Annotated in this window: 30 protein-coding genes; 6 read left to right on the top strand and 24 right to left on the bottom strand. The window is 71.5% G+C overall.

What is annotated here, in order from left to right:
• Positions 1–627, top strand: a 627-nt coding sequence (locus V7Q31_RS12055; RefSeq protein ID WP_333834107.1) for an aminotransferase class III-fold pyridoxal phosphate-dependent enzyme, incomplete at its 5' end; no start/stop codon positions are given.
• A gap of 7 nt (positions 628–634) precedes the next feature.
• Here the strand turns inward: V7Q31_RS12055 and V7Q31_RS12050 are convergent.
• From V7Q31_RS12050 to V7Q31_RS12035, 4 genes are all read right to left on the bottom strand, one after another.
• Positions 635–1,513 carry a nickel/cobalt transporter gene (locus V7Q31_RS12050; RefSeq protein WP_333834106.1) on the bottom strand — a complete coding sequence of 293 codons (879 nt, stop codon included), beginning with the start codon at positions 1,511–1,513 and terminating at the stop codon, positions 635–637.
• Positions 1,504–2,148, bottom strand: a complete 645-nt coding sequence (locus V7Q31_RS12045; RefSeq protein WP_333834105.1) for a DUF1007 family protein — start codon at positions 2,146–2,148, stop codon at positions 1,504–1,506. The genes V7Q31_RS12050 and V7Q31_RS12045 overlap by 10 nt, the downstream gene beginning before the upstream one ends.
• Before the next feature lie 67 nt (positions 2,149–2,215).
• Positions 2,216–2,893: a gamma-glutamyl-gamma-aminobutyrate hydrolase family protein gene (locus V7Q31_RS12040; protein ID WP_333834104.1), complete on the bottom strand. Its 678-nt coding sequence runs from the start codon at positions 2,891–2,893 to the stop codon at positions 2,216–2,218.
• Positions 2,894–2,903: 10 nt separating this feature from the next.
• Entirely contained in the window at positions 2,904–3,869 is a 966-nt protein-coding gene (locus V7Q31_RS12035; protein WP_333834103.1) for an amidoligase family protein, read from the bottom strand.
• Between the two features lie 150 nt (positions 3,870–4,019).
• Here V7Q31_RS12035 and rsfS point away from each other — a divergent pair, with 150 nt between their 5' ends.
• Genes rsfS through V7Q31_RS12020 form a run of 3 tightly spaced genes read left to right on the top strand, consistent with a single transcriptional unit; the run spans position 4,020 to position 5,371 of the window.
• Positions 4,020–4,406, top strand: a complete 387-nt coding sequence (gene rsfS / locus V7Q31_RS12030) for a ribosome silencing factor (protein WP_333834108.1) — start codon at positions 4,020–4,022, stop codon at positions 4,404–4,406.
• A 28-nt stretch (positions 4,407–4,434) separates the two neighbouring features.
• Entirely contained in the window at positions 4,435–4,902 is a 468-nt protein-coding gene (gene rlmH, locus V7Q31_RS12025) for a 23S rRNA (pseudouridine(1915)-N(3))-methyltransferase RlmH (protein WP_333834102.1), read from the top strand.
• 25 nt (positions 4,903–4,927) lie between these two features.
• Positions 4,928–5,371 (top strand): MmcB family DNA repair protein, encoded by a 444-nt coding sequence (locus V7Q31_RS12020; RefSeq protein ID WP_333834101.1) that lies wholly within the window; start codon positions 4,928–4,930, stop codon positions 5,369–5,371.
• Positions 5,372–5,396: 25 nt separating this feature from the next.
• Here the strand turns inward: V7Q31_RS12020 and V7Q31_RS12015 are convergent, their stop codons facing one another.
• From V7Q31_RS12015 to V7Q31_RS12000, 4 genes are all read right to left on the bottom strand, one after another.
• Complete coding sequence (locus tag V7Q31_RS12015; RefSeq protein WP_333834100.1) at positions 5,397–5,636, bottom strand: DUF3253 domain-containing protein; 240 nt, start codon at positions 5,634–5,636, stop codon at positions 5,397–5,399.
• A gap of 29 nt (positions 5,637–5,665) precedes the next feature.
• A complete protein-coding gene (locus V7Q31_RS12010; RefSeq protein ID WP_333834099.1) occupies positions 5,666–6,880 on the bottom strand; it encodes an acyl-CoA dehydrogenase in 1,215 nt (404 codons plus the stop codon).
• A gap of 81 nt (positions 6,881–6,961) precedes the next feature.
• Positions 6,962–8,059: a patatin-like phospholipase family protein gene (locus tag V7Q31_RS12005; protein WP_333834098.1), complete on the bottom strand. Its 1,098-nt coding sequence runs from the start codon at positions 8,057–8,059 to the stop codon at positions 6,962–6,964.
• Between the two features lie 64 nt (positions 8,060–8,123).
• Positions 8,124–8,468 (bottom strand): DUF2794 domain-containing protein, encoded by a 345-nt coding sequence (locus V7Q31_RS12000; protein ID WP_333834097.1) that lies wholly within the window; start codon positions 8,466–8,468, stop codon positions 8,124–8,126.
• Between the two features lie 107 nt (positions 8,469–8,575).
• Between V7Q31_RS12000 and V7Q31_RS11995 the strand changes: the two genes are divergently transcribed.
• Together V7Q31_RS11995 and V7Q31_RS11990 are read left to right on the top strand one after the other, a co-directional pair.
• Positions 8,576–9,028 carry a methyltransferase family protein gene (locus V7Q31_RS11995; protein ID WP_333834096.1) on the top strand — a complete coding sequence of 151 codons (453 nt, stop codon included), beginning with the start codon at positions 8,576–8,578 and terminating at the stop codon, positions 9,026–9,028.
• 151 nt (positions 9,029–9,179) lie between these two features.
• Positions 9,180–10,205 (top strand): Fe(3+) ABC transporter substrate-binding protein, encoded by a 1,026-nt coding sequence (locus V7Q31_RS11990; RefSeq protein WP_333834095.1) that lies wholly within the window; start codon positions 9,180–9,182, stop codon positions 10,203–10,205.
• A gap of 48 nt (positions 10,206–10,253) precedes the next feature.
• On the opposite strand, the gene upp is transcribed toward V7Q31_RS11990, so the two are convergent.
• The 16 genes from upp to V7Q31_RS11910 form a co-directional block, all read right to left on the bottom strand.
• Positions 10,254–10,883, bottom strand: a complete 630-nt coding sequence (upp, locus tag V7Q31_RS11985) for a uracil phosphoribosyltransferase (protein ID WP_333834094.1) — start codon at positions 10,881–10,883, stop codon at positions 10,254–10,256.
• A gap of 21 nt (positions 10,884–10,904) precedes the next feature.
• Positions 10,905–11,930 carry an adenosine deaminase gene (add, locus tag V7Q31_RS11980; RefSeq protein WP_333834093.1) on the bottom strand — a complete coding sequence of 342 codons (1,026 nt, stop codon included), beginning with the start codon at positions 11,928–11,930 and terminating at the stop codon, positions 10,905–10,907.
• On the bottom strand, positions 11,923–12,813 hold the full coding sequence (locus tag V7Q31_RS11975; protein WP_333834092.1) for a phytanoyl-CoA dioxygenase family protein: 891 nt from the start codon (positions 12,811–12,813) through the stop codon (positions 11,923–11,925). The genes add and V7Q31_RS11975 overlap by 8 nt, the downstream gene beginning before the upstream one ends.
• Positions 12,810–14,018: a phosphopentomutase gene (locus V7Q31_RS11970; protein WP_333834091.1), complete on the bottom strand. Its 1,209-nt coding sequence runs from the start codon at positions 14,016–14,018 to the stop codon at positions 12,810–12,812. Before V7Q31_RS11970 ends, V7Q31_RS11975 begins: the two co-directional genes overlap by 4 nt.
• Before the next feature lie 3 nt (positions 14,019–14,021).
• Positions 14,022–15,341 carry a thymidine phosphorylase gene (gene deoA, locus V7Q31_RS11965; protein WP_333834090.1) on the bottom strand — a complete coding sequence of 440 codons (1,320 nt, stop codon included), beginning with the start codon at positions 15,339–15,341 and terminating at the stop codon, positions 14,022–14,024.
• On the bottom strand, positions 15,341–16,123 hold the full coding sequence (gene deoC, locus V7Q31_RS11960) for a deoxyribose-phosphate aldolase (RefSeq protein WP_333834089.1): 783 nt from the start codon (positions 16,121–16,123) through the stop codon (positions 15,341–15,343). Before deoC ends, deoA begins: the two co-directional genes overlap by 1 nt.
• Positions 16,120–16,902 carry a purine-nucleoside phosphorylase gene (locus V7Q31_RS11955; RefSeq protein ID WP_333834088.1) on the bottom strand — a complete coding sequence of 261 codons (783 nt, stop codon included), beginning with the start codon at positions 16,900–16,902 and terminating at the stop codon, positions 16,120–16,122. The genes deoC and V7Q31_RS11955 overlap by 4 nt, the downstream gene beginning before the upstream one ends.
• Before the next feature lie 10 nt (positions 16,903–16,912).
• Complete coding sequence (cdd, locus tag V7Q31_RS11950) at positions 16,913–17,296, bottom strand: cytidine deaminase (RefSeq protein WP_333834087.1); 384 nt, start codon at positions 17,294–17,296, stop codon at positions 16,913–16,915.
• Entirely contained in the window at positions 17,296–18,261 is a 966-nt protein-coding gene (locus V7Q31_RS11945) for an ABC transporter permease (protein ID WP_333834086.1), read from the bottom strand. The genes cdd and V7Q31_RS11945 overlap by 1 nt, the downstream gene beginning before the upstream one ends.
• The gene (locus tag V7Q31_RS11940; protein WP_333834085.1) at positions 18,258–19,370 is read right to left on the bottom strand and encodes an ABC transporter permease; all 1,113 of its coding nucleotides are present in this window, start codon (positions 19,368–19,370) and stop codon (positions 18,258–18,260) included. Before V7Q31_RS11940 ends, V7Q31_RS11945 begins: the two co-directional genes overlap by 4 nt.
• A complete protein-coding gene (locus tag V7Q31_RS11935) occupies positions 19,367–19,729 on the bottom strand; it encodes a hypothetical protein (protein ID WP_333834084.1) in 363 nt (120 codons plus the stop codon). Before V7Q31_RS11935 ends, V7Q31_RS11940 begins: the two co-directional genes overlap by 4 nt.
• Before the next feature lie 52 nt (positions 19,730–19,781).
• Positions 19,782–20,432 (bottom strand): MT-A70 family methyltransferase, encoded by a 651-nt coding sequence (locus tag V7Q31_RS11930; protein WP_333834083.1) that lies wholly within the window; start codon positions 20,430–20,432, stop codon positions 19,782–19,784.
• The gene (locus V7Q31_RS11925; RefSeq protein ID WP_333834082.1) at positions 20,410–21,012 is read right to left on the bottom strand and encodes a BglII/BstYI family type II restriction endonuclease; all 603 of its coding nucleotides are present in this window, start codon (positions 21,010–21,012) and stop codon (positions 20,410–20,412) included. Before V7Q31_RS11925 ends, V7Q31_RS11930 begins: the two co-directional genes overlap by 23 nt.
• Entirely contained in the window at positions 21,009–22,535 is a 1,527-nt protein-coding gene (locus tag V7Q31_RS11920; RefSeq protein ID WP_333834081.1) for an ABC transporter ATP-binding protein, read from the bottom strand. The genes V7Q31_RS11925 and V7Q31_RS11920 overlap by 4 nt, the downstream gene beginning before the upstream one ends.
• Complete coding sequence (locus tag V7Q31_RS11915; RefSeq protein ID WP_333834080.1) at positions 22,520–23,485, bottom strand: BMP family lipoprotein; 966 nt, start codon at positions 23,483–23,485, stop codon at positions 22,520–22,522. The genes V7Q31_RS11920 and V7Q31_RS11915 overlap by 16 nt, the downstream gene beginning before the upstream one ends.
• An 11-nt stretch (positions 23,486–23,496) precedes the next feature.
• The coding region (locus tag V7Q31_RS11910) for a BMP family lipoprotein (RefSeq protein ID WP_333834079.1) at positions 23,497–24,026 on the bottom strand (530 nt) is incomplete at its 5' end.

Here is a 24,026-nt window from a genome sequence, read left to right as displayed (position 1 = left end):
GGCGTGCTGCTGATCCTCGACGAGGTGATGTGCGGCATGGGGCGGACAGGCACGCTCTTCGCCTGCGAGCAGGACGGGATCAGCCCCGACATCGGCACCATCGCCAAGGGGCTCGGGGCGGGCTACCAGCCGATCGGCGCGATGCTGTGCTCGGCGGCGATCTACGACGCGATCGCCGCAGGGTCGGGCTTCTTCCAGCACGGCCACACCTATATGGGCCACCCGACGGCGGCGGCGGCGGCCTGCGCGGTGCTCGACGCCATCGAGGCGCGCGGGCTGCTCGCGCAGGTGCGCGCGCGCGGAGACGCGCTCGACGCGCGGCTGCGCGGGGCCCTCGGCCGGCATCCCCATGTCGGCGACATCAGGGGGCGGGGGCTGTTCCGCGGCGTCGAGCTGGTGGCCGACCGCGAGACCAAAGCGCCCTTCGACCCCGCGCGCAAGCTGCACGCGAAGGTGAAGGCGGCGGCGTTCGAGGCCGGGCTGATCTGCTATCCGATGGGCGGGACCATAGACGGGGTTCAGGGCGACCACATCCTGCTCGCGCCCCCCTATGTGATCGAGGAGCCGCAGCTCGACGAGTTGGTCGAGAAGCTCGCCGGGGCGCTGGACGCGGCGCTGGCCGCCTGAGCGCCCGTCAGGCGAGCGCAGTCGCCGCCAGCGCGGCGCCGGAGACGGCGATGGCGGCGCCGCCCACGATCTGCAGCAGCGCGAAGCTGCGCGCGGCGGCGCCGGAGCCCGCCAAAAGCGCCGCGCCCCGCGCCGCCCGCCCCCAGGCGGCGACGAGCGCCGTGAAGCCGCCCGCGCCGAGGCCCATCGCGAACGTCCCCGCGATCCCCGCCCAGAGCAGATCGAGCCGCGCCGCAATCAGCAGCAGGAAGATCGCCCCGGTGCAGGGCCGGATCGCCACGCCGGCCACGATGGCGGCGGCGTCGCGCAGGCTGTGGACGCGCTCGGCCTGTTCGGGCGTCGGGCCGTGGGCATGGCCGCAGCCGCAGGACGCCCCCGGACCCGTCTCCGCGCGCGCCGCCCGCAGCCCCCGCGCGCCGCGCCACAGAACCAGCGCGCCGATGGCGGCGATCGCCGCCCCGCTCGCCGGCGCGAGCGCGTCCTCGGCGATGCGCACCGCCTGCGTCGCGGGGATGGCGAGCAGCCAGAGGCCGCCGAGCGTCAGCAGGATCGCCGTCGCGGACTGCGCGAGACTGGCGACGAGGCTCAGCGCGACCAGCCGCCCCAGCCCCGCCCGGCTCACGAGCGCCGCGCCGCCGATCAGCACCTTGCCATGGCCCGGGCCCACCGCATGGGCGAAGCCGTAGAGCGCGCAGACGCCGAGCAGCGCCGCGAACGCGCCCGGATCGCCGCGCCGCAGCGCCTGCGCCGCCGCCGCAATGGCGTTCTGCGCCTCGCGCTGGGTCGCCGCCGCCCATCGGGCGACGTCGTCGAACCCGCCCAGGGCCCAGAGCGCCGCTGCGCCCGCCAGCGCGACGACGAGCGCGAGGCCCGCGATCAGTCGCATCGCAGCAGCGCCGCGTCGGCGAAGGCCGCGCCGACATTCGGGTCCTCGGGCGTCTCCTCGCGCCCCAGCGTCGCGAGCGAGGCCAGAAGCTCCGAGGCCGCCGCGTCGGGGTCGAAGCGACGCGCCTGCGCCGCGCACGCCGCAGGCGCGTCGCGCAGCGCCGGTTCGCCCGTCAGCGCATAGGCGAAGAAATAGCTCGGGTCGTAGAGCTCCAGCCGCGCCTGCAAGCCCTGCGCCGGCGCCGGTTCGGCGAGGTCGCGGCGGAAGCGCACGACCACGCGCCCGTCCTCGAGCGCCGCCGACCCGTCGCGCGCGGGCGACAGCGCCGCCGCCTCGCCGCCGATGCGCAGATAGCTGTCGCCCGCGAAGGTCTCGGGCCAGTCGGTCTGGTCGGCGGCGAGCGCCGCCCGCTCGGCTTCGGTCAGCGCCCCGTCGCCGTCGGGGTCGAGGCCCATGTCCTCGAGCAGGAACAGCGACGAGAAGGCGTCGTAACGCCAGACGATCTCGACCGAGGCGAGCCGCCCCTCCGCGTCGAAGACGAAGCCGGCTTCCGCGTCGATGAAGACATGCGGATGGGCCTGCGCGGCGCTTGCGGCGAGCGCCCAGGCGAGCGCCAGTGCGAAACGGCGGAACATCGGCGCGGCGGCTCCTGTGTCGATTGCCTCGCAAGGCTACCCCAGCGGGCGAGCGCGCGCGAGCGCCTCAGCGCACCGCGCGCGCGGCCTCGACGAAGGCGCGGAACAGGCGGCGGTGCGGGCGGCGATAGGGCAGAAGCTCCGGGTGCCACTGCACGCCGACGCGGAACGGGCCGCCTTCTGCCTCGACGGCCTGCACCATGCCGTGACGGTCGCGCGCGGCGACGCGCATCCCCTCGCCAAGCCGGTCCACCGACTGCATGTGCAGCGAGTTCACCTTGATCGTCGCGTCGCCGTTCAGGATCGCGGCGAGGCGCGAGCCCTGCGCCACCGACACGGTCTTGAGCGGAAGCGGCGTGCGGGGCTGGCGGCGCAGGTCGTAGGCGACGCGCACGTCGCTGTGCAGCGTGCCGCCGCGGAACACGTTGAGCATCTGCGCCCCGCGGCAGATGCCGAGGACGGGCTTGCCCTCGGGCCAGAAGCGTTCTAGCGCGGCCAGCTCCAGCGCGTCGCGGGCGGGGTCGATGCGCACGTCGGGGCGCAGCTCGGCGCCGGAGAACTCCGCGCCGATGTCGTCGCCGCCGCCGATCAGCAGCCCGTCGAGCCCGTCGAGCTCGCCCGGGGTGAAAGGCGGCGTCACGCGCCGGGCCCGCGCGCCCTGCAGCCACAGCGACAGCGCGGCGGCCGTCCAGAGCGCCCAGCCGCGGCCCGCGGGCCCGGTCACGCCGATCAGCGGCGAGATCATCCGCGCCCGCTCACAAGGCGCGCGCGATCTCGGTCGAGCGCGTCTCCCAGTCATGTGGGAACGTGCGCGCGAGGTTGGTCCGCCATTCTCCGCAGGCGGCCTCCAGGAAATCCGCGTTGGCCGCGAGCCGCTCGATCCGCACCCAGCGCGCCCATTCCAGCCCGATCGACCAGTCCCAGGCGTTCACTTCGGAATTGGGCAGGCGGTAATGCCAGGCGGGGCGCGGGCGGATCTTCTCATCCGGCAAGGCGGCGCGGACGCGGCGCTCGTCGAGCGCGGCGAAGATCGGCAGCAAGTCGAGCTCGCGGTCGCGGGTGGGGTTGAACTTCAGGTAGTCGTCGATCAGACGCTCGCGGCTCGGCGCGTAGCCGGGGCGCAGGATGTGGGCGCAAAAGGGCGTCGGCCAGGGCGACGCGAACACCGTCAGCCAGCGCAGCGTGTCGATCTGGACTTCGGCGCGCAGCCAGTCGCGCAGCACGACGAAGGCGCGCATCAGCGCGAGCAGGTCCTCCGCCTCGAGGCTCGGCGGTTCGATGTTGAGCTGTGCGCCGAAGGCGTAGAGCAGCGCGTCGCGCGTGCCCTCGGCGCCCATGCGATGCAGATCGGCGCGCAGATCGTCGAGCGCATGGGCGCGGTCCCAGGGGATCGGCGGGCAGACGATCTCGACCGGGACGACGGTCGCGCCGAGGTCCGCGGCGAGGTCGCGCAGCGCCCGCTCGATCTCGCCGCCGACTTCGGCATGGGCGAGCCGCATGTCGAGTTCGACGCGGAAATCGCCGAACTCGGTTCCCTCCACCATCGCCAGATGCGGGCTCAGCGCGCGAACCGACCCGCCGAGCCGACGCGCCGTCGCCTTTGCGGCGGCGGCGACGTCGAGGCCGGAGAACTCGATCTCGACGCCGACGCGGCGACGGGCGCCGTCGGCCCTGTCGGGGCGCGGCGGGGCGATCCAGCCTTCGCTGCTTGGGTGGGTCATGGCCGGCACGCCTTCGGCGATTGAGATTCGGGCGCGGAGACGCTATTCTTATCAGCGTCTGACGCCCCCGGAACAGGTCCGGCGGCCGCAGCGATGGGAGATGACGTTCTGAACGAACGGCTCGACATGGGCGCCGCGCGCGCCCGCCGGATGGAGCAGGCTGCGGCCGCTCGATCCCTCTCCGAGAGCGACGAGATGCTGTCCCTCGTGCTCTCATCCCTCGACGACGACAAGGCGGAGGACGTGGTCGCAGTCGATCTGCGCGGCAAGTCGTCTCTGGCCGATCACATGGTGATCGCCTCGGGGCGCTCGGCGCGGCAGGTGACGGCGATCGCGGAAAAGCTCTCCGAGCGCGTGAAGGCGCGCACCGGTCGCGCGCCCCGCGTCGAGGGCAAGGAAGCCGGCGACTGGGTGCTGATCGATTGCGGCGACGTGATCGCGCACATCTTCCGGCCCGAAGTCCGCGCCTTCTACCAGATCGAGAAGATGTGGATGGAGCCCGCCGACATCCGCGCCCGCGCCGCCGCATCGGCCTGATCCGGGCGACTCTAAAGGCGCGCGCGGCGTGCGCGTGACGATCCTCGCGGTCGGCCGCCTCAAGGCCGGCCCAGAGGCGCTGCTGACCGCGGACTGGCTCGGCCGCTTCGATGCGGCGGGCCGGGCTCTCGGGCTTGGCCCCGCGCGCATGATCGAAGTCGAGGACCGGCGCGGGCGCGGCGCCGACGCGGAAGCGGCGCTGCTGCTCGACAAGGCCCCGGACGGCCCCCTCGTGGCGCTCGACGAACGCGGCGCGGCTCTCGACAGCCCCGGCTTCGCGCGGCGGCTCGCCGCCTTTCGCGACGAGGGCGCGCGCGATCTCGGCTTCGCGATCGGCGGGGCCGACGGCCATGGCGCCGGCCTGCGCGACCGCGCCGATCTGCTGCTGTCCTTCGGGCCGATGGTTTGGCCGCACATGCTGGCGCGCGCGATGCTCGCCGAACAGCTCTACCGCGCCGCGACGATTCTCGGCGGCGGGCCCTATCATCGGGCCTGAATTCGCCCCGCCCGGAGAGCGCGCGATGACCCTCCCGCCCGACCGTCCCGGCCCTGCGCTCGCACGCGGGGTGTGCCGGATGCTGCTGGCGCAGGGCGCGGCCCCGTTGACCGAATTCGCCCCGGCGCCGGGGTTGCGCGTCGACGTCCTCGCGCTCGCCCGCGACGGGGCGGTGATCGCGGTCGAGTGCAAGTCCTGCCTCGCCGATTTCCGCGCGGACGCGAAATGGCGCGGCTATCTCGACTGGTGCGACGCCTTCTATTTCGCCGTCGACGCTTCGTTTCCCGTCGAATTCCTTCCGCCCGACGAGGGGGTGATGATCGCCGACGCGTGGGGCGGCGAGATCCTGCGTCCCGCCGCGCCGCGCCGGCTGGCCGCCGCGCGCCGCCGCGCGCTGGCCCTGCGCGTCGCGCGCACCGCCGCCGAACGCCTGTTGCGCGTCCTCGACCCGCAGGCCGGGCCGGGGTGAGCGCGGGCGGTCTGCGCCCCCAGGATCACACTGCGCTCAGCCGGATCGTCCCGCCGGGGGCGAGCGGATCCACGTCCACGCCCTTGCGCGTCACGCGGAGCGCCCCGCGCGCCGCCAGCCGCGCCGCCGCGGCGCGAACCTCCGGCATCAGCGGGCGCCAGTCGGCGGCCAGCGCGCGCGCCACTTCCGACGGGCAGACCGACTTGCCGGCGCCGCGCGCCGCCACGGCGCTCAGGATCGCCGCCTCGACCGCCCGCTCATCCACCGCGCGCGCGTCTCTTCGGCGCGCGCCGTTCAGAAGAACGCCTGAAGCCCCGTCTGAGCCCGCCCCAGAATCAGCGCATGGACGTCATGCGCGCCCTCATAGGTGTTGACCGTCTCGAGGTTCGCCATGTGCCTGAACACATGGTAGTCCTCCTGGATGCCGTTGCCGCCGTGCATGTCGCGCGCCATCCGCGCGATGTCCAAGGCCTTGCCGCAATTGTTGCGCTTGACGAGCGAGATCGCCTCGGGCGCCAGCCGCCCCGCGTCGAACAGCCGCCCGACCTGAAGGCAGCCCTGCAGCCCCAGCGCGATCTCGGTCTGCATGTCGGCGAGCTTCCTCTGGAAGAGTTGCGTCTGCGCCAGCGGACGGCCGAACTGCTTGCGTTCGAGCCCGTAGCCCCGGGCTGCATGCCAACAGAACTCGGCCGCGCCCATCACCCCCCATGCGATGCCGTAGCGCGCGCGGTTGAGGCAGCCGAACGGACCCTTGAGCCCCTCGACGCCGGGCAGCAGCGCCGCCTCGGCGACCTCGACGCCCTCCATGACGATCTCGCCGGTGATCGAGGCGCGCAAGCTGAGCTTGCCGCCGATCTTCGGCGCCGAGAGCCCTTTCATCCCTTTCTCCAGAACGAAGCCCCGGATCGCGCCGCCATGCGCGTCGGACTTCGCCCAGACCACGAACACGTCGGCGATCGGGCTGTTGGAGATCCAGGTCTTGGCGCCGGTCAGGCGATAGCCGCCGTCGATCTTCGCGGCGCGGGTCTTCATCGCGCCGGGGTCGGAGCCGGCGTCGGGCTCGGTCAGCCCGAAACAGCCGATCCATTCGCCGCGGGCGAGTTTCGGCAGATATCTCTCGCGCTGGGCGTCGGTTCCGTAGGCGTGGATCGGGTGCATCACCAGCGAGGACTGCACGCTCATCATCGAGCGATAGCCCGAATCCACCCGCTCGATCTCGCGCGCGACCAGCCCGTAGGCGACATAGGACGCGCCGGCGCCGCCGAACGCCTCGGGGATGGTGACGCCGAGCAGACCGCGTTCGCCCATCTCGGCGAAGATCGCGGGGTCGGTCTTCTCCTCGCGATAGGCCTCGACCACGCGGGGCTGCAGATGGCCTTGCGCATAGTCGCGCGCGGCGTCGCGGATCATGCGCTCGTCCTCGGAGAGCTGGTCCTCGAGGCGGAACGGGTCTGTCCAGTCGAAGACCGGCTTGGCGGCGGTCTGCGCGGGCGCGGAGGCGATGTTCATGCGGCGGCTCCCTGTCTGCGGCGCGACGATAGCATCGCGGCGAGCGCCGCGCCAATCGCCGCGCCGATCGCCGCTCCGGGCTCAGCCGCCGAGCATGCCCCGCACGTCGAGCGACTGCCGCGCCCCGAGATCGTCGAAATGCGCGGCGAGCCATTTCTCCGCCGCGTCTCGCCCGATCCCGAAGAGATGCTTCAGGAACGGCCATTCCGCGTTGAGCTTGGAGGAGGCGCCGAGCGGGCGGAGCTGCTTGCGCGCCTCGATCATGTGCAGGCGGACGTCGCGGTACTCGTCGGCGCTCAGCCGGCCCTGCGCGATCAGCCGCTTCACGAAGTCGATGGCGCGCAGCTCCTTCAGCAGCGCGCCGTTGAAGGTGATCTCGTTGACACGGTCGGCGATCTCGCGCGCGCTGCGCGGCACGCCCTCGCGCACCACCGGGTTGATCTGCACGATCACCACGTCGTCGGAGGGCGAGCTTTCGTAGAACGGCCAGATCACCGGATTGCCCATGAAGCCGCCGTCCCAGTAATGCCGCCCCTCGATCTCGACGGCGTGAAACAGCGACGGCAGGCAGGCCGAGGCGAGCACCACGTCGAGGGTGACCTCGTCGGAATGGAAGACGCGCCCGCGACCGGTCTCGACATCGGTCGCCGAGATGTGGAGCGAGACGCTGCGGCAGGCGCGCACCCTGTCGAAATCCACCGTGGCGAGCAGCAGGTCGCGCAGCGGATTGGCGCCGAGCGGATTGAGGTCGTAGGGCGAGGCGAGACGGCCCAGCAGGTCGGCGGCGAGATAGCCGACGCTGTCGTCGAGCTTCCAGTCGCCGGTCAGCACGGCGAGCGGGCTGCGCCGGATCGGGCTGAACGCCGCGGCGCGCGCCACCTGCCGCCAGAACCCGGCCAGCGCCGCGCGCGCCCCCGCCGGCCCGTCCGCTTGCATCCCCTGCGCCGTCACCACCGCGTTCATCGCGCCGGCCGAGGTTCCGCTGATCGCGACGATCTGCAGCCGATCGTCTTCCAGGAGCCGGTCCAGAACGCCCCAGGTGAACGCGCCATGCGACCCGCCGCCCTGCAGCGCGAGGTTGATCTGCTTGCGGCGCGCAGCCGATTTCGGGACTGGCTTGCGGGCGGATTTCGGCGCGGGCTTCGGCGTGCTCGGGGGGGCGCTCGTCGGAACGGTCATGGGCGGGCCTTCTGCCGAAAAATACGTCGCAGAGTATCACGGCTTCGGCCCAGGGCGGCCTGCGTTACGCCTCGACCACCCGGATCAGCTTGGCGTCGAACACCCGCATCACCGCCGTCAACTCGCGCCCGCGTTTCAGGATCCGCCCGTCCATGCCGATCACCGAATAGGCGCCCTGGCGTTGGGCGAGCCGCGGGCGCTTCTCGATGCGGTAGATCGGGTGCTCGGCGGCGCGGCGGAAGACCGAGAACACCGCCGCGTCGCGCAGGCTGTCGATGGCGTAATCGCGCCACTCGCCCGCCGCCACCATCCGCCCATAGACGGCGAGGATCGCGGAGAGTTCGAGCCGATGGAAGCTCACGCACTCCAGCGGCGCGCCGTCGCGGGGCGAGAAAGACATGAATGTCATCCGGCGATGCTAGCCGCGGCGACGCCGCGAGGGCAAGCGGCGTCGCGCGGCGGATGACGGCGCGGCGGCGGCGCGCTATGTCACGCTTAAGCGTTTCCGGAGGTCCGATGCGCCTGCTCCGCCATGTCGATCTGCCGCCCGTGTGGTTCGCGCTCTTCGCCGCGCTGATCGAAGGGTGGTCGCGCGCGGTGTCGATCCTGACGGCGCCGGGGTGGGTCGAGGCGCTCGGCTGGGCGGCGATGGCGGCTGGGCTCGGGCTCGCCGGCTGGGCGGCGGTCTTTTTTCTCACGCTGCGCACGCCGATCGAGCCGCGCCATACGCCGCGCGTGCTGATCACCGCCGGCCCCTACCGCATCAGCCGCAACCCGATCTATCGCGGACTGATCCTGTGCCTGATCGGCTTCGCGCTGCTCAGACCTGAACTTACGGGGCTGGTCTTCGTCCCCCTCTATGCGGCGCTGCTGATTCGCCGTTTCGCGCTGCCCGAGCAGGCCGTGCTCGCCGACCGCTTCGGCCCCGAATTCGACGCCTGGCGCCGCCGGACGCCGTCGCTCATCTGACACCGTCTCCCGCGTCGCGCCGGGGGGGTGCGCGCTTTTATCCGACGCATTTAATCGGAAATCCGGCGCCGCTTACTTGACTGCTTTGCTCAAGTTTTGTCATCTCCCGCGATCCGCAGGCGGCTGGCCGCCATGAACAGGGAGACACCGCATGACCGCACACACGCCGATCCGCCTTGCGCTCGCAGGGGCGCTTCTGGCCGGCCTCGCCGCGCCGGCCGCCGCCGAAGGCGTCGTCAACCTCTACTCCTCGCGCCACTACGACACTGACGAGGCGCTCTACGCCGAGTTCACCGCGCAGACCGGGATCACGGTCAACCTGATCGAGGCGAACGCCGACGAGCTGCTCGCGCGCATCCAGAACGAGGGCGCCAACAGCCCCGCCGACGTGCTGATCACCGTGGATGCGGGCCGGCTCTGGCGCGGCGTGGAGGCGGAGGTGTTCGCCCCGGTCGACAGCGAGACTCTGACCCGAGCGATCCCCGCGCATCTGCGCCACCCCGACAACCTCTGGTTCAGCTTCTCGCAGCGCGCGCGCATCATCTTCTACGACAAGGAGCGGGTGGACCAGCCGCCCCAGAGCTACGAGGAACTCGCCGATCCGCGCTTCAAGGGCATGATCTGCGTGCGCTCCTCAGGCAACATCTACCAGCAGTCGCTGATGGCCGCGATGATCGCCCATCACGGCGCGGAGAAGGCGAAAGAATGGGGCGCGGGCCTGCTCGCCAACCTCGCCCGCGATCCGCAGGGCGGCGACACCGACCAGCTGCGGGGCATCGTGTCCGGCGAATGCGCCATCGCCGTGTCCAACACCTATTACTTCGCCCGCGCGATCCGCGCCGACGTCTCGGGCCTGAGCGACTCGATCGACCGCATCGGCTGGGTGTTCCCCAACCAGAGCGACCGCGGCACGCATGTGAACGTCTCGGGCGCAGGCGTGCTCAAGACCGCGCCGAACCGCGACAACGCCGTGAAGTTCCTCGAATACCTCGCGAGCCCGAGCGCGCAGGAGTATTTCTCCGCCGGCAACGACGAGTATCCGGTGGTCGCCGGCGCCGGCCTGAGCCCGTCGGTCGCGCGGCTGGGCCTGTTCCGCGCCGATTCGCTCAACCTCGGCGAACTCGGCCTCAACCAGGCCGAGGCGGTCCGCATCTGGGACGAAATCGGCTTCAAGTGATCGCGGCGCCGTCGCGACGTTCGGAAGGGGGCCGGAAGGCCCCCTTTCTCATTTCGTGCCGAACATCCGGTCGCCGGCGTCGCCGAGGCCCGGCAGGATGTAGCCGTGATCGTTCAGCCTCGCGTCGAGCGCCGCGGTGAACACCGGCACGTCCGGATGCGCCTCCGCCATCCGGGCTGCGCCTTCGGGCGCCGCGAGCAGGCACATGAAGCGCACGTCGCGCGCGCCGGCCGCCTTCACCTTGTCGACCGCCGCCACGGCGGAATTCGCCGTCGCAAGCATCGGATCGACCAGCATCACCGGGCGGGCGTCGAGATCGCCGGGCAGCTTGCAGTAGTATTCGACCGGCTGAAGGGTGGCGGGGTCGCGATAGAGCCCGACGAAGCCGACGCGGGCCGAGGGGACGAGTTCCAGCAGCGGGTCGAGCATGCCGTTGCCGGCGCGCAGGATCGAGACCAACGCGAGCTTCTTGCCGGCGAGTTCCGGCGCCTCCATCTCCATCAGCGGCGTCTCGACGGTGCGCGTGCGGAGCGGCAGGTCGCGCAGAGCCTCGTAGCCGAGCAGCAGGCTGATCTCGCGCAACAGCCGCCGGAACGCCTCGGTCGGGCAGGCCTTGTCGCGCATCAAGGTCAGCTTGTGCTGGATAAGCGGGTGCTCGACGATCTTCAGAGTGGACATGGCGGCGGTCTCCGGAGCGGGTCAGGCGGCAGGGTAATCCTCGGCGGAAGCGGGCGCATCCTGCGGCAGCAGCGCCGCGAGCCGCATCTTCGTCGCCGCATCGCAGAAGGCGGCGTCGAGCGCCGTGCGCGCAAGCTGAGCGCGCGCACGGCGCGTCCATCCGCAGCGCGCCAGCTCGGCGTCCTCGCGCGCGAGCGAGGTTGCGAAGAATGGCGGGTCGTCGGTCGAGACGGTCACCCGGCAGCCGGCGCGCGCCAGCGCGTGGATCGGGTGGCGCGGCCAGTCGGGCGCGGCCCCGAGCGCGACGTTGGAGCCGGGGCAGACCTCTAGAACGACGCCCTCCGCCGCCACCCTGTCGACCAGCGCCCGGTTCTCCACGGCGCGCACGCCATGGCCGATGCGGCGCACGCCCCACAGGTCGAGCGCCGCGCGCACGCTGTCGGGGCCGGCGAATTCCCCGGCATGGGCGGTCAGCCCGAGCCCGGCCTCCCGCGCCAGCGCGAAGGCCGGCGCGAAATCCTCCGCGCGCCCCGCCCGCTCGTCGCCCGCGAGCCCGAACCCGGTCAGGATCGGATGCGGCGCATCCGCCGCCAGCCTGGCCGCGCGCAGCGCAGCCTCGGGGCCGAAATGGCGCACGCCGATGGCGACGCAGCGCGCCTCGACGCCATGCGCCGCCTGCGCCGCCGCCGCGCCCTCGGCCACCGCCGCCAGATGCTCGGCCCAGAGCGCGGCCTCGCCGCCGGCGTGATCGGGCGAGAGAGTGAGTTCGACATAGACCGCCCCGTCGCGCGCGCAGGCGGCGAGCGCGGCCTCGGTCAGCGCGCGCACGTCCTCGGGGCGGCGGTAGAGGGCCGCGACGCGGTCGTAGAGGCGCAGGAAGTCGCCGAAGTCGCGCCAGAGATAGCCGCCCGCGGCGTCGAACATCCCCGCGCAATCCGCGCCTTGCGCCGCCGCGACGCGGCGGGTCAGCGCCGGCGGGGCGGCGCCTTCGAGATGCAGGTGCAGCTCGACCTTGGGCAGGGGAGCTTCAGCGGCGGCGTCATTCATCGAAGCCCCGGAACGGGTCGTCGGCGCGGCGGCGCAGCCAGTTGTCGGGCGACCAGGTCGCGGCGCGGTCGATCACGTGCAGCGCATAGGCCATGCGGGGGCGCGGCCCGAGATTGGGGCCGGAGCGGTGCGGCAGAAGCCCGTGCAGCGCCACCAGCGACCCTTCGGGAACTTCGAGCGCCACTTCGCCGTCGCACATCCAGGGCGAGGGATCGAGGAGCTCCATGCGCAGGTCGTCCCCCTCGCGGCGGAACCGGCGCTTGAGCGGCCCGCGATGGCGGCCCGGCAGGGCGAACAGGCAGCCATTGCCGCGATCAGCGTCCTCCAGCGCCAGCCAGAAGCCGACGACGGATTGCGGGTCGGTGTGCAGGAAGGTCGCGTCCTGATGCGTCAGCACTTCGCCGCCGATCTCGGGCGGCTTGCAGATCACCATCGACTGGACCAGCGCGGGGTCGGCGAGGCCGAGATCGGCGCAGGTCTCCGCAAGCCGCGGATCGCGCGAGAACGGGCCGAAAATCGGGTCGAGATCGTGCAGCGCGTGGCCGATCTTGTTGATCGCCAGCGCCTTGTCGCGGTCGAGCCGCCCGTCGGGGCCGACGGCCCCCTCCTCGATGAAGAACCGCACCTTGTCGCCGCTGTCGAGGAAATAGGCCTCCGACGCGTGCGACTGCGTGGCGGCGGAGAAGGCGACGCGGTTGGCGGCGGGGTCGAAATCCTCGATCAGCTCGGCGACCCGGTCGCGCAGCAGCGCGCAGAGCGGGCGCGTGGCGAAGCCCTCGAGGATCAGGAAGCCGTCGCGGCGCCAGGAGGCCCGCATCGGGGCGTCGAGCCGGCCATCCTCGGGAAAGGCGAAGCGGCGCACGGCGCCGACTTCCCCGCTCACAGGAACGCCTCCCCATGCGGCCCCGGCGGCAGGCCGAGCCAGCGCGCCGCCGTCGCCCCCACATCGGCGAAGCGGCGCCGCCCCAGCGCGCGGGGCGCGACGTCCGGCCCGAAAGCGAGGATCGGAACCATCTCGCGGGTGTGGTCGGTGCCCGCCCATGTCGGGTCGTTTCCGTGATCGGCGGTCAGGATCATGAGGTCTCCGGGGCGCAGGCCGGCGCGCAGGCGCGGCAGGGCCGCGTCGAAGGCCTCCAGCGCGCGCGCATAGCCCGCCACGTCGCGGCGATGGCCATAGAGGCTGTCGAACTCGACGAGATTCACGAAGACCAGAGCGCCGTCGGGCGCGTCCTCGACGGCCTGCGCCGCGATCTCGATCAGCGCGGCGTCGTCGGGGCCCTTGCGGGTCTCGGTAACGCCGCGATGGGCGAAGATGTCGCCGATCTTGCCGACCCCGATCACCGCGCGCCCCGCCTCCGCCGCCCTGTCGCACAGCGTCGGCAGGTGCGGCGGCGTGGCGTAGTCGCGGCGGTTGGAGGTGCGGCGGAAGCCGGTCGCCTCGTCGCCGAGGAAGGGCCGCGCGATCACCCGCCCGATGCGCAGCGGATCGACCAGACGGCGCGCCGCCGCGCAGACGTCATAAAGCCGCTCAAGCCCGAACGCCTGCTCATGGGCTGCGATCTGGAACACGCTGTCAGCCGAAGTGTAGCAGATGGGCGCGCCCGTCCGCACATGCTCCGCGCCGAGGTCTTCGAGAATCTCGGTGCCCGAGGCGTGGCGGTCGCCGAGGATGCCCGGCAGGCCGCATTCCGCGCAGAGCGCGGCGACAAGCTCGGGCGGGAAGCAGGGGATGCGGCGCGGGAAATAGCCCCAGTCGAAATCGACCGGCGCGCCGGCGAGCTCCCAATGGCCCGAGGGCGTGTCCTTGCCCCGCGAGGTCTCCACCCCGGCGCCATAGGCCCCGAGCGGCGCCGCGCAGGACAGGCCCGGCGGAAAGCGCCCCGTCGCGACCGCCGCCGCCGCCCCGAGCCCGAGCGCGTCGAGGTTCGGCAAGGCGAGCGGGCCGGAGCGGCACTGCTCCGCCCGCCCTGCGGCGCAGGCTTCGGCGATGTGGCCGAGCGTGTCTGCGCCCTCGTCGCCGAAAGCCGCCGCGTCGGGCGCGCCGCCGATCCCGACGCTGTCGAGCACGATGAGAAACGCTCGCGCCACGGCTCAGAGCCCCGCCGCGTCGATGCGCGTCAGCACCGGCTCAGGCGGCTCGGGCGCTTCGTCGCCCACCGCATAGGCCGCTGCGAGCGCCTGCGCCGCCGCCTCCGCGGCCCCTGCGTCGCGCGCATGGACGCGCGCGAGCGGGTCGCCGGGGCCGACATGCGCGCCGAGCCCGGCAAGCCGGTCGAAGCCGACCGAAGCGTCGATCGCATCCTCCGCCCGCCGCCGTCCGCCGCCGAGCGCGATCACCGCCACGCCGACCGCCCGCGTGTCGATCGCGGTCACGACGCCCGCGCGCGGCGCCTCGACATCGGCGACGTAAGCCGCGCGCGGCAGGTGCTCGGCGAAGCGGTCGAGGAAATCGGCGGGGCCGCCCAGGGCCGCGACCATGCGCGAGAATCGCTCGGCCGCCGCGCCCCCTTCGAAGGCGCGCGCGATCATGGCGCGGCCGGCTTCGGCGTCGGCGGCGAGGCCGCCCAGCGCGAGCGCCTCGCCGCCGAGCGCGACCGTCACATCCCACAGGCGCTGGTCGATCTCATGCCCGGTCAGGAAGGCGCAGGCGTTGGCGACTTCCAGCGCGTTGCCCGCCGCCGATGCCAGCGGCTCGTCCATGTCGGTGATCAGCGCCGAGGTGCGGCAGCCAGCCCCTTCCGCGACAGAGACCAGAGCGCGCGCCAGCGCCTCGGCGTCGGCCCTTCGCGCCATGAAGGCGCCCGAGCCGCATTTCACGTCGAGCGCGAGCGCATCGAGCCCGGCGGCGAGCTTCTTGGACAGGATCGAGGCGGTGATCAGGTCGAGGCTCTCGACGGTCGCCGTCACGTCGCGGATCGCATAGAGGCGGCGGTCGGCGGGGGCGAGGTCGTCGGTCTGGCCGATGATCGCGCAGCCCGTCTCGGCCACGACGCGGCGGAACGTCTCCGCGTCGGGCTGGGTGCGGTAACCCGGCACGCTGTCGAGCTTGTCGAGCGTGCCGCCGGTATGGCCGAGCCCGCGGCCCGAGATCATCGGCACATAGGCCCCGCAGGCCGCGAGCGCCGGCGCCAGCATCAGCGAGACGTTGTCGCCGACGCCCCCCGTCGAATGCTTGTCGAGCACGGGGCCCGGCAGGTCCCAGCGCAGCACGGCCCCGCTGTCGCGCATCGCTTCGGTCAGCGCGACGCGCTCCGAGGTGGTCATGCCGCGGAAGAACACCGCCATTGCGAAGGCCGCGGCCTGCTCGGCGGCCACCTCGCCGCGCGTCAGCCCCGCGACGAAGCCCGCGATCTGGTCCGACGACAGGGCCGCGCCGTCGCGTTTCAGGCGGATGATCTCCTGCGGCAGCATCAGTAGCCGCCGGGACGGGCGGGGCGCTGCGGCGCGGCGGGGGCGGGCGCGCCCTCGAGCGCCGCCTGCAACTCGGCCAGAAGCGAACTCGCGCCGATGCGGAACGTGGCGGGCGCGATCCAGTCCGCGCCCTTCGCCTCGATCGCCATCTCCATGTAGAGCCGCGCATCGGCCAGCGTCCGCACGCCGCCCGAGACTTTCAGCCCGACCTCGCGCGTCGTCGCCTGGATCGCCGCCAGCATCTGCGCGACCGCCTCCGGCGTCGCGCCGATCTCGACTTTGCCGGTCGAGGTCTTGAGGAAATCCGCGCCGCAGCTGACGGCGAAATCCGCGGCCCGGCGGATCAGTTCGGGCTCGTGCAGCAGGCCGGATTCGAGGATCACCTTCATCTTGCGCGCCTTCGCCGCCCCGCGAACGCCGCGCACGATCCGCTCCGCCGCGACCGCCCGGCCTTCGGCGAAGGCGCGATAGGGCATCACGAGGTCGATCTCCGCGGCGCCGTCCCAGCCAGCCTGCTCGGTCTCGCTGAGAACGTAGTTCAGATGCTCGCCGCCGGCGGGGAAGTTGATCACGGTCGCGACCTTGATCCCAGAGCCCGTCAGCGCCTCGGCGGCGGTGGCGACATGCTTGGGCCAGACGCAGACCGAGGCCGGCTTGACCGGGCTGGCGAGCGCGCGCGCGCACAGCGCCTCGACGTCCTCGGCGTCGGTGAACTCGCCCAGATCGGTCAGATCGAGGCATTCCAGCGCGCGCCGCGCCACCTCCGCATCCGTCATGCTCATGCGAAGCCCCCTGCGAACCCTTCGGCCAGCGCCTCGAAGCGCCGGCTCGCGCGGTCGGCCTCCGCCTTGGTCTGCGCATGGCTGAGCGCCTCGTCGCCGAGACCCGCCGCCATGTTCGTGATCACCGACACCGCCGCAACCCGCAGCCCGAAATAGCGCGCCAGAATGGTTTCCGGAACAGTGGACATGCCCACCGCGTCGGCGCCCAACGCCGCAGCGGCGCGGATTTCGGCGGGCGTCTCGAAAGAGGGGCCCGAAAACCACGCATAGACGCCTTCATGCAGATCTGGATCGCAAGCGCGGAGGCGGGCGCGCAAATCGGGGTCGTAGGCGGCGCTCATGTCCACGAAGCGCGAGTCGCCCGATTCGCCGATCAGCGGGTTGAGGCCCGACCAGTTGAGATGGTCCGACAGCGCCATCAGCGCGCCCGGCCCCATCCCGGGCCGCGTCGAGCCCGCGGCGTTGGACAGCAGGAGCGCCTCGACGTCGAGCCGCGCCATCGCCTCGATCGGCCCCCGCATCGCCCGCGCGTCGCCATGCTCGTAGTAATGCGCGCGCCCGGCCAGCAGCGCGACCCGCGCCCCGCCGAGCCAGCCGGCCACCAGCGCGCCGGCGTGGCCCGACACGCCCGAGGCGGGAAAGCCCGGCAAGTCGGCGTAGGGGATCGTCACCGAATCCTCCACGCGCTGCGCAAGCCCGCCGAGCCCGGAGCCGAGAACGACGGCGACGGCGAAGGGTTCCGCCCCGGCGCGGGCGCGGATGGCTTCGACTGCGCTCATGCGGAACCGCTCACGGTTTCAGCCCGAAGGCGGCCGGCAGCAGCTCTCCCAGCGTGAAGCTGCGCAGCACGCAAGTCGGATCGGCGGCATGGACCGGGGTCCCGGCGCGCGCGAATTCGGCGAGGCGCTGGCGGCAGCCGCCGCAGGGCGTCACCGGCTCGTCATGCTCGGCGACCACCAGCACTTCCACCACTTCGCGCGCGCCGCTCGCGACCATCGCGGCGAGCGCGGAGGTCTCGGCGCACCAGCCCTCGGGATAGGAGGCGCATTCGACATTCGCCCCGGCGAAGATCGCGCCAGACGCCGTGCGCACCGCCGCCCCCACCGCGAAGCGCGAATAGGGCGCGTGGGCGTTGGCGCGGGCGGCGTTGGCGGCGCGCAGAAGATCGTCCATTACCGCTCCTTCACATAGGGCCGACCGCCCGCCTTTGGCGGGATCGCGCGGCCGATGAACCCGGCCAGCAGCACGACTGTAAGGATATACGGCGCCGCCTGAATGAGCTGAACCGGCGCCGGCCCGATCAGCGGCAACTCCGCGCCCTGAAGCCGGATCGCCGCCGCATCCAGAAAGCCGAAGAGCAGGCAGGCCGCCATCGCCTGCATCGGGCGCCACTTGGCGAAGATCAGGGCGGCGAGCGCGATGAAGCCCTTGCCGGCCGACATGTTGGGGATGAACCCCGCCGATTGCGCGAGCGACAGATACGCCCCCGCCACCCCGCACAGGAGCCCGCACACCATGACGCCCATGTAGCGCGTGCGGATCACCGAGACGCCCGCAGTGTCGAGCGCGGCGGGGTTCTCGCCCGCCGCCCGCAGCCGGAGCCCGAAGCGCGTGCGCCAGAGCACCCACCAGCTGATCGGCGCTGCGGCGAAGGCGAGATAGACCGGCAGGGAATGGCCCGAGAGGAGTTCCGACCAGATCGGCCCGAGCAGGGGAATGTCGGCGAGCGTCTGCGCGAAGGGAAGCTCGATCGGCCCGAGGCGGGCGTCGCGGGGCAGGGCGGGGGTCTTGCCGCCCTGGCTGAACCACGCATGGCCGAGCACCGCCGTCAGCCCCGCGGCGAGGAAGTTGAGCGCGACGCCCGACACGATCTGCTCGCCCCGCGCCGTGATGCAGGCGAAGCCGTGGATCAGCGCGAAGACCAGCGAGGCCAGCAGCGCCGCCCCGAGCCCGACCCACGCCGACCCCGTGACCGCCGCCGTCGCCGCCGCCGCGAAGGCCGCCGCCAGCATCTTGCCTTCGAGCCCGATGTCGAACACGCCCGCCCGCTCGGAATAGAGCCCCGCGAGGCAGGCCAGCAGCAGCGGCGCCGAAAGCCGCAGCGTGCTGTCGAGCAGCAGGACGACCGTCTCGATCATGCGGGCGCCCTTTCGCGGCGCGGCGAGAACAGCCGCGCCAGCGCCGGGCGGAACAGGAACTCCAGCGCGCCGGCGAACAGGATCACCAGCCCCTGGATCATCACGATCATGTCGCGCGTGATGGACGGCTTCTCGAAGGCCAGCTCCGCCCCGCCCTGATAGAGCACGCCGAACAGCACCGCCGCCAGCACGATGCCCGCCGGATGCGCGCGCCCCATCAGCGCCACCGCGATCCCCACGAAGCCCGCGCCGCCGACGAACTCGAACACAAGCCGGTTCTGCTCGCCCATCACCGAGTTCAGCGCCATCATCCCCGCAAGCGCCCCGGAAATCCCCATCGCGACCAGCGTGATCTTCACCGGCGAGACGCCCGCATAGACCGCCGCCGTCGGGCTCGCGCCGAATGTGCGGATCTCGTAGCCGAGCCGCGAGCGCCAGATCAGCGCCCACACCGCAACGCAGGAGGCCAGCGCCAGCAGCAGCGCCACGTTGAGCGGCGCCGAGCCTATGCGCAGGCCGAAGGGCGCCAGCAGCCAGTCGAGCTTCGGCAGCCGCCCGCCCTCGGCGAAAGTCCGCGTCTCGGGCGCCATCGAGCCGGGCGGCGAGAGCACGTCCACCAGCAGCCACACCATCAGCGAGGCGGCGATGAAGTTGAACATGATGGTGGTGATCACGACATGGCTGCCGCGCCTGGCCTGAAGATAGGCCGGGACCAGCGCCCACCCCGCCCCGCAGGCCGCAGCGCCCATCGCGGCCAGCGGAAACACCGCCCACCACGGCAGCAGGCTGTCGAACGCGAGGCAGGCTGCCGCCACGCCGAGCCCTCCGACATAGGCCTGCCCCTCGCCGCCGATGTTGAACAGCCCGGCATGGAAGGCCACCGCCACGGCGAGCCCAGTGAAGATGAAGTTGGTGGCGTAGTAGAGGGTGAACCCCACCCCCTCGCCCCAGCCGAGCGCGCCTGCGAGGATGATCCGCGTCGCCTCCAGCGGGTCCTCGCCGATGGCGAGCACGACGAGGCCGGCGATGAGGAAAGCCGCCGTCAGATTGAGCAGCGGGATCAGGCCGATGTCGACCCAGCGGGGGAGGGGGGCGGCGGGCAGGGTCATCGGAATCTTCCCCTTTGCGCGATCGTTTGCAACTCCCCAAGAAAGAATCCGAACGCCTCTGCGTCCCCGTTCTCGATCAGATCGATAAGTCTCTTTGCGTGATCCAATCCGAAGAAATAAGCTACTTTCGCAGCTACACGAGGAATCTCAAACGCTTTTTCTTCTTTTCCAATGCGCGCAACAATAAAAACGTAATGCGATTCTGCAATTGCATCTATCCTTTTAAAGAAGAAATCGTCTTTCCTTCGAATAACAGAAAGAGCATAATTTAGTCCTCCAAATATTATTGCAGCACTTACGCCAACGGGAACTGAAAGAGCTTGAAGCCAAATTACCCATGTTGGAAGCTGATCGCTCACGTAGCCTTCTCCCGCCCCGCGCCCGGCATCATCAGCCCGATCTCCGGCCTCATCACTCCGCCGCCTTCACCGCCGAATTGTGGGCGTAGGTTGGCCAATGCGGTGCGTAGCCGTCGTCGGCCTGATTGCCCCAATAAGTCCAGCCCGGTCGCGTGCCGCGCGCGAACAGCTCCAGATAGGGCCCGCCGGAACAGGCCTCGATCAGCTCGTATTGCTCGTCGGGCTTGCGCGAGTGTTCGCGCTTGCGCGACTCCAGATAGTTGACCTGCCGCCGGCCCGCCGCCAGCGTCCGCGCGTTCTTGCCGCGCACGCCGAACAGGATCATCTCGGTGACGTTGCGGAAGTAGAAGCCGACGCCCCGCCCGTCCGAACCGCCGTCCTTGCGGATTTTCCGCCAGACGATGTTGGTCTTGTATTCGAATCCCCATGCGCTCATCACCGACAGCGCCTCCGGCAAGAGCGCGTTGGGCGTCCAGAGATAGAGATGCGCGGGCGCGTCCAGCACCTCGCCGACCGGCAACATCGCGATTTCGTCGGCGGAAAGCGTCAGGTAGCGGTTCAGCCGGCGATGCTCGGGCGCCATCTTGCCGGTGCGGTTCACGAAGCGCCACGGCGGATCGGCGAGAATCGTGCGGAAGCGCTTTCCGCCGAGGGACGCCCGGAAATCGGCGATGGTCCGATCAAGTTCCTCGGTCGTCGACATAGGCGCTCCCCTTGATACCGAACACCAGCACAGGGCATCCGCCCGCCCCGCCCCCGAGGATTTTCGGATACAGCTTCTCGGTGTGCGTCGTCGCCTTCCCGTATGTTGTGGTCGCTCTGCCGATGGAACGCAACACCTGCTCTAGCGCCGTGCTGCGCGTGACGATGATGCCGAGGTCGATGATGCGCAGATCGTAGAGCAGGCGGAAGTTGTTCAGATCGCGGTCGAAAAACGGGTCCTTGTTGTTCCACTCCATCTCCAGCGCGACGCGGCCCTTGAAGCAATCGACGCTGTGGGTGGGGCTCGGATAATCGACCCCGTCCACGACGAAATGCGTGTCGAAGGACTTCTCGATCCAGCCGCGCGCGTAGAGTTCCCCGTCGATCGAGCGGGACACGCCGGACTTGTTGCCGCCGCCGACGGCGAGGTCGCTGTGGCGAAGCTCGAAGCCGCCGAGAACCTCGACGATGTCGCGCCATTCCGCGGCGTTGACGTGCCGAAGCAGCGCCAGCGCGTTGCGCCAGTCGAAGATCTCGAATTTCGCCTGAAGGCGCGCGAAGTCGGGGTCGGCGTCGCTCACGCCGCCCGCTCCCGCCCTGCGCCCGCCATCATCAGGCCGATCTCCGCCTCGGGCGTCTCCGGCGCGCAGTCGCCGACGATCCGCCCGTCGAACATCACCAATATCCGGTCCGACAGCGCCCGCACTTCGTCGAGTTCGGTCGAGACCAGCAGGATCGCCTTGCCCGCATCGCGCAGGGCGATCAGCCTCCGGTGGATCGCCTCGATGGCGCCGACATCCACGCCGCGCGTCGGCTGGCCGACGATCAGCACGTCGGGGTCCTCCTCGATCTCGCGGGCCAGCACGATCTTCTGCTGGTTGCCGCCCGAGAAGTTCGAGGTTTTCAGGGCCGGGTCGGGCGGGCGCACGTCGAAATCGGCCATGTCGCGGGCGCATTTCTCGGCCACTGCGCGGCGGTTCAGGAACAGCCCGCGCGCGAGCGCCGGCGCGCCGTGATAGCCGAGGATGCTGTTCTCGCGCGCCTGAAACGGCGTCACCAGCCCCATGCGGTGGCGGTCCTCCGGCACATGCGCCACGCGCAGCGCCCGCGCCTGCGCCGGGTCGGGCGGCAGGGGCTGGCCGCCCACCAGAACGCGCCCGGCGCTGAGGGGCCTGATGCCCGCCACCGCTTCCAGAAGTTCCGACTGGCCGTTGCCGCTGACGCCCGCCACGCCCACGATCTCGCCCGCGCGCACGTGCAACGACACGTCGCGCAGCCGCTCCACGCCTTGCGCGTCGATCACCTGCGCGCCCTCGACGGCGAGCCGCACCGCGCCGGGATGCGCCGGCCCCTTCTCCACCCGCAGCAGCACGCGCCGCCCGACCATCGCCTCGGCGAGTTGCTCCACCGAGGTTTCCGCCGTGCGATAGGTCGCCACCATCGCGCCCTGCCGCATCACGCTGACAGCATCCGTCACCGCCATGATCTCGCGCAGCTTGTGGGTGATCAGGATGACGGTTTTCCCCTCCTCGCGCAGGCGGCGGAGGATGCGGAACAGGTCGTCCGCCTCCTCGGGCGTCAGCACGCCGGTGGGCTCGTCGAGGATCAGGATGTCGGCGCCGCGGAACAGCGCCTTCAGGATCTCCACCCGCTGCTGCGCGCCGACCGGCAGGTCGCCCACCACCGCGTCGGGGTCCACCCGCAGGCGATACTCGCGCTCGAGCCGCTCCAGCTCGGCCCGCGCGCGCGCGACGCCCTTCGCGAGCACTGCCCCGCCCTCGGCGCCGAGCATCAGGTTCTCCAGCACGGTGAAGGGCTCCACGAGCATGAAATGCTGGTGGACCATGCCGATCCCGGCGCGGATCGCGGCCTGGCTGTCATGGATCTCGACGGGCTTTCCGCGCACCCGGATCTCGCCGGCGTCGGCGCGGTAGAAGCCGTAGAGGATCGACATGAGCGTCGATTTCCCGGCGCCGTTTTCACCGACGATGCCGTGAATTTCGCCCTTGGCGACCGTGAGATGGATGTCGCGGTTGGCGTGGACGGCGCCGAAGCGCTTGTCGACGCCGATCAGCTCGATGGCGGGGTTCACTCCACCGGGCACGGGCCGTCCGTCGAGCTGTCATGCACCGTCACGTCGCCCTTGGCGATGGCTGCGGCGAGGAACAGGGCGTTGGCGCGCATCTCCTCGGTGATCAGCCCGGCGTTGTGCTCGTCCAGCGCCCAGTCCATGCCGCTCTCGGCGAGGCCGAGCGAGACCACCCCCGGCGTCCAGTCCGAGAACGCCCGCATCACCGCAACGTCCACCCGCTTGCGCAGGCTGGTGAGCACGGCGCCGGGGTGCAGGCCGTTCTGGTTGCTGTCGGAACCGATCCCCAGCACGCCGGCGTCCGCCGCCGCTTGCAGCACGCCGATCCCGGTGCCGCCGGCGGCCTGGAGGATCACATCGGCGCCGCGCTCGATCTGGCTGCGGGCGAGTTCCGCGCCCCGCGCGGGGTCGGAGAAGGCGGCGGGGGTGTCGCCGGCGAAGTTGACCAGCACTTCGATGGAGGGGTCGAGCGCCTTGGCCCCCAGCGCGTAGCCGCAGGCGAAGCGGCGGATCAGCGGAATGTCCATGCCGCCCACCACGCCGATCACGCCGCTTTCGCTGGCCATGGCGGCGAGCATCCCGCCGACATAGGCCGCCTCGTGCTCACGGAAGACGATGGACTGCACGTTGGGCGCGTCCACCACCGCGTCGACGATGGCGAAGCGGGCGCCGGGATGGTCGGGCGCGACATCCGACAGCGCGCCGGCCTGCAGGAAGCCGATGGCGACGATCGGGTCATGCCCGCGCGCCGCGAAGCGCCGCAACCCTTGCGTCATCTGGCCGATGTCGCGCGGCTCGAACTCGGCGACATCGCCGCCCGTCTCGGCCCGCCACGCGCCCACGCCGGCGAAGGCGCTCTCGTTGAACGAGGCGTCGAACTTGCCGCCGGTCGAATAGACGATGGCGGCGTCGGCCAGCGCCGCGCCCGCCCAGAGGAGCGACGCGGCGAGCGCGCGCAGCAGCATCGCCTGCGCCCTCAATAGGGGCAGGCGCTGTCGGACATGTAGTCGTGCACGACCAGTTCGCCGCTCGCGATCTGCGCCGCCGCCGCCTCGACCGCCGCCTTCATCTCGGGCGTGATCAGGGCTTCGTTGTTCGCGTCGAGCGCCCAGCCGACGCCGCCCTCGGCGAGGCCGAGCACTTCGAAGCCGGGCTCGAAAGACCCGTTCATCGCGTCCATGAAGGTCGCCTTCACCGCGACGTCCACCGCCTTGACCATCGACGTCAGCACCTGTCCGGGGTGAAGCCCGTTCTGGTTGCTGTCGACCCCGATGCCGAGCTTGCCCGCATCGGCGGCGGCTTGGAGCACGCCCACGCCCGTGCCGCCGGCGGCGTGATAGACCACTTCGGCGCCCCGGTCGAACTGGCTGCGCGCGAGTTCGCTCCCCTTGGCGGGGTCGTTCCACGCAGCGCCGGTGGTGCCGGTCATGTTCTGGAACACGTCGATGTCAGGCCGCACCGCCTTGGCGCCGCCGACATAGCCGCAGGCGAACTTGCGGATCAGCG

Origin of the sequence: Rubrimonas sp. (assembly GCF_036788415.1) — a bacterium.
Classification (GTDB): domain Bacteria; phylum Pseudomonadota; class Alphaproteobacteria; order Rhodobacterales; family Rhodobacteraceae; genus Rubrimonas.
The sequence above is the reverse complement of the archived record's forward strand: the minus strand, read 5'-3'. Positions and strand labels throughout refer to the sequence as shown.

Coding starts and splice junctions, on each gene's coding strand:
- V7Q31_RS11915 (WP_333834080.1), bottom strand. CDS start 23,485: ATGCTGCTGCGCGCGCTCGCCGCGTCGCTCCTCTGGGCGGGCGCGGCG.
- V7Q31_RS12005 (WP_333834098.1), bottom strand. CDS start 8,059: ATGACCGTTCCGACGAGCGCCCCCCCGAGCACGCCGAAGCCCGCGCCG.
- cdd (WP_333834087.1), bottom strand. CDS start 17,296: ATGGACGATCTTCTGCGCGCCGCCAACGCCGCCCGCGCCAACGCCCAC.
- V7Q31_RS12000 (WP_333834097.1), bottom strand. CDS start 8,468: ATGACATTCATGTCTTTCTCGCCCCGCGACGGCGCGCCGCTGGAGTGC.
- V7Q31_RS11955 (WP_333834088.1), bottom strand. CDS start 16,902: ATGAGCGCAGTCGAAGCCATCCGCGCCCGCGCCGGGGCGGAACCCTTC.
- add (WP_333834093.1), bottom strand. CDS start 11,930: ATGAATGACGCCGCCGCTGAAGCTCCCCTGCCCAAGGTCGAGCTGCAC.
- V7Q31_RS12050 (WP_333834106.1), bottom strand. CDS start 1,513: ATGCGACTGATCGCGGGCCTCGCGCTCGTCGTCGCGCTGGCGGGCGCA.
- rsfS (WP_333834108.1), top strand. CDS start 4,020: ATGGAGCAGGCTGCGGCCGCTCGATCCCTCTCCGAGAGCGACGAGATG.
- V7Q31_RS12045 (WP_333834105.1), bottom strand. CDS start 2,148: ATGTTCCGCCGTTTCGCACTGGCGCTCGCCTGGGCGCTCGCCGCAAGC.
- V7Q31_RS12020 (WP_333834101.1), top strand. CDS start 4,928: ATGACCCTCCCGCCCGACCGTCCCGGCCCTGCGCTCGCACGCGGGGTG.
- V7Q31_RS11930 (WP_333834083.1), bottom strand. CDS start 20,432: ATGTCGACGACCGAGGAACTTGATCGGACCATCGCCGATTTCCGGGCG.
- deoC (WP_333834089.1), bottom strand. CDS start 16,123: ATGAGCATGACGGATGCGGAGGTGGCGCGGCGCGCGCTGGAATGCCTC.
- V7Q31_RS11990 (WP_333834095.1), top strand. CDS start 9,180: ATGACCGCACACACGCCGATCCGCCTTGCGCTCGCAGGGGCGCTTCTG.
- V7Q31_RS11995 (WP_333834096.1), top strand. CDS start 8,576: ATGCGCCTGCTCCGCCATGTCGATCTGCCGCCCGTGTGGTTCGCGCTC.
- V7Q31_RS12035 (WP_333834103.1), bottom strand. CDS start 3,869: ATGACCCACCCAAGCAGCGAAGGCTGGATCGCCCCGCCGCGCCCCGAC.
- deoA (WP_333834090.1), bottom strand. CDS start 15,341: ATGCTGCCGCAGGAGATCATCCGCCTGAAACGCGACGGCGCGGCCCTG.
- V7Q31_RS12010 (WP_333834099.1), bottom strand. CDS start 6,880: ATGAACATCGCCTCCGCGCCCGCGCAGACCGCCGCCAAGCCGGTCTTC.
- V7Q31_RS11940 (WP_333834085.1), bottom strand. CDS start 19,370: ATGACCCTGCCCGCCGCCCCCCTCCCCCGCTGGGTCGACATCGGCCTG.
- V7Q31_RS12040 (WP_333834104.1), bottom strand. CDS start 2,893: ATGATCTCGCCGCTGATCGGCGTGACCGGGCCCGCGGGCCGCGGCTGG.
- upp (WP_333834094.1), bottom strand. CDS start 10,883: ATGTCCACTCTGAAGATCGTCGAGCACCCGCTTATCCAGCACAAGCTG.
- V7Q31_RS11945 (WP_333834086.1), bottom strand. CDS start 18,261: ATGATCGAGACGGTCGTCCTGCTGCTCGACAGCACGCTGCGGCTTTCG.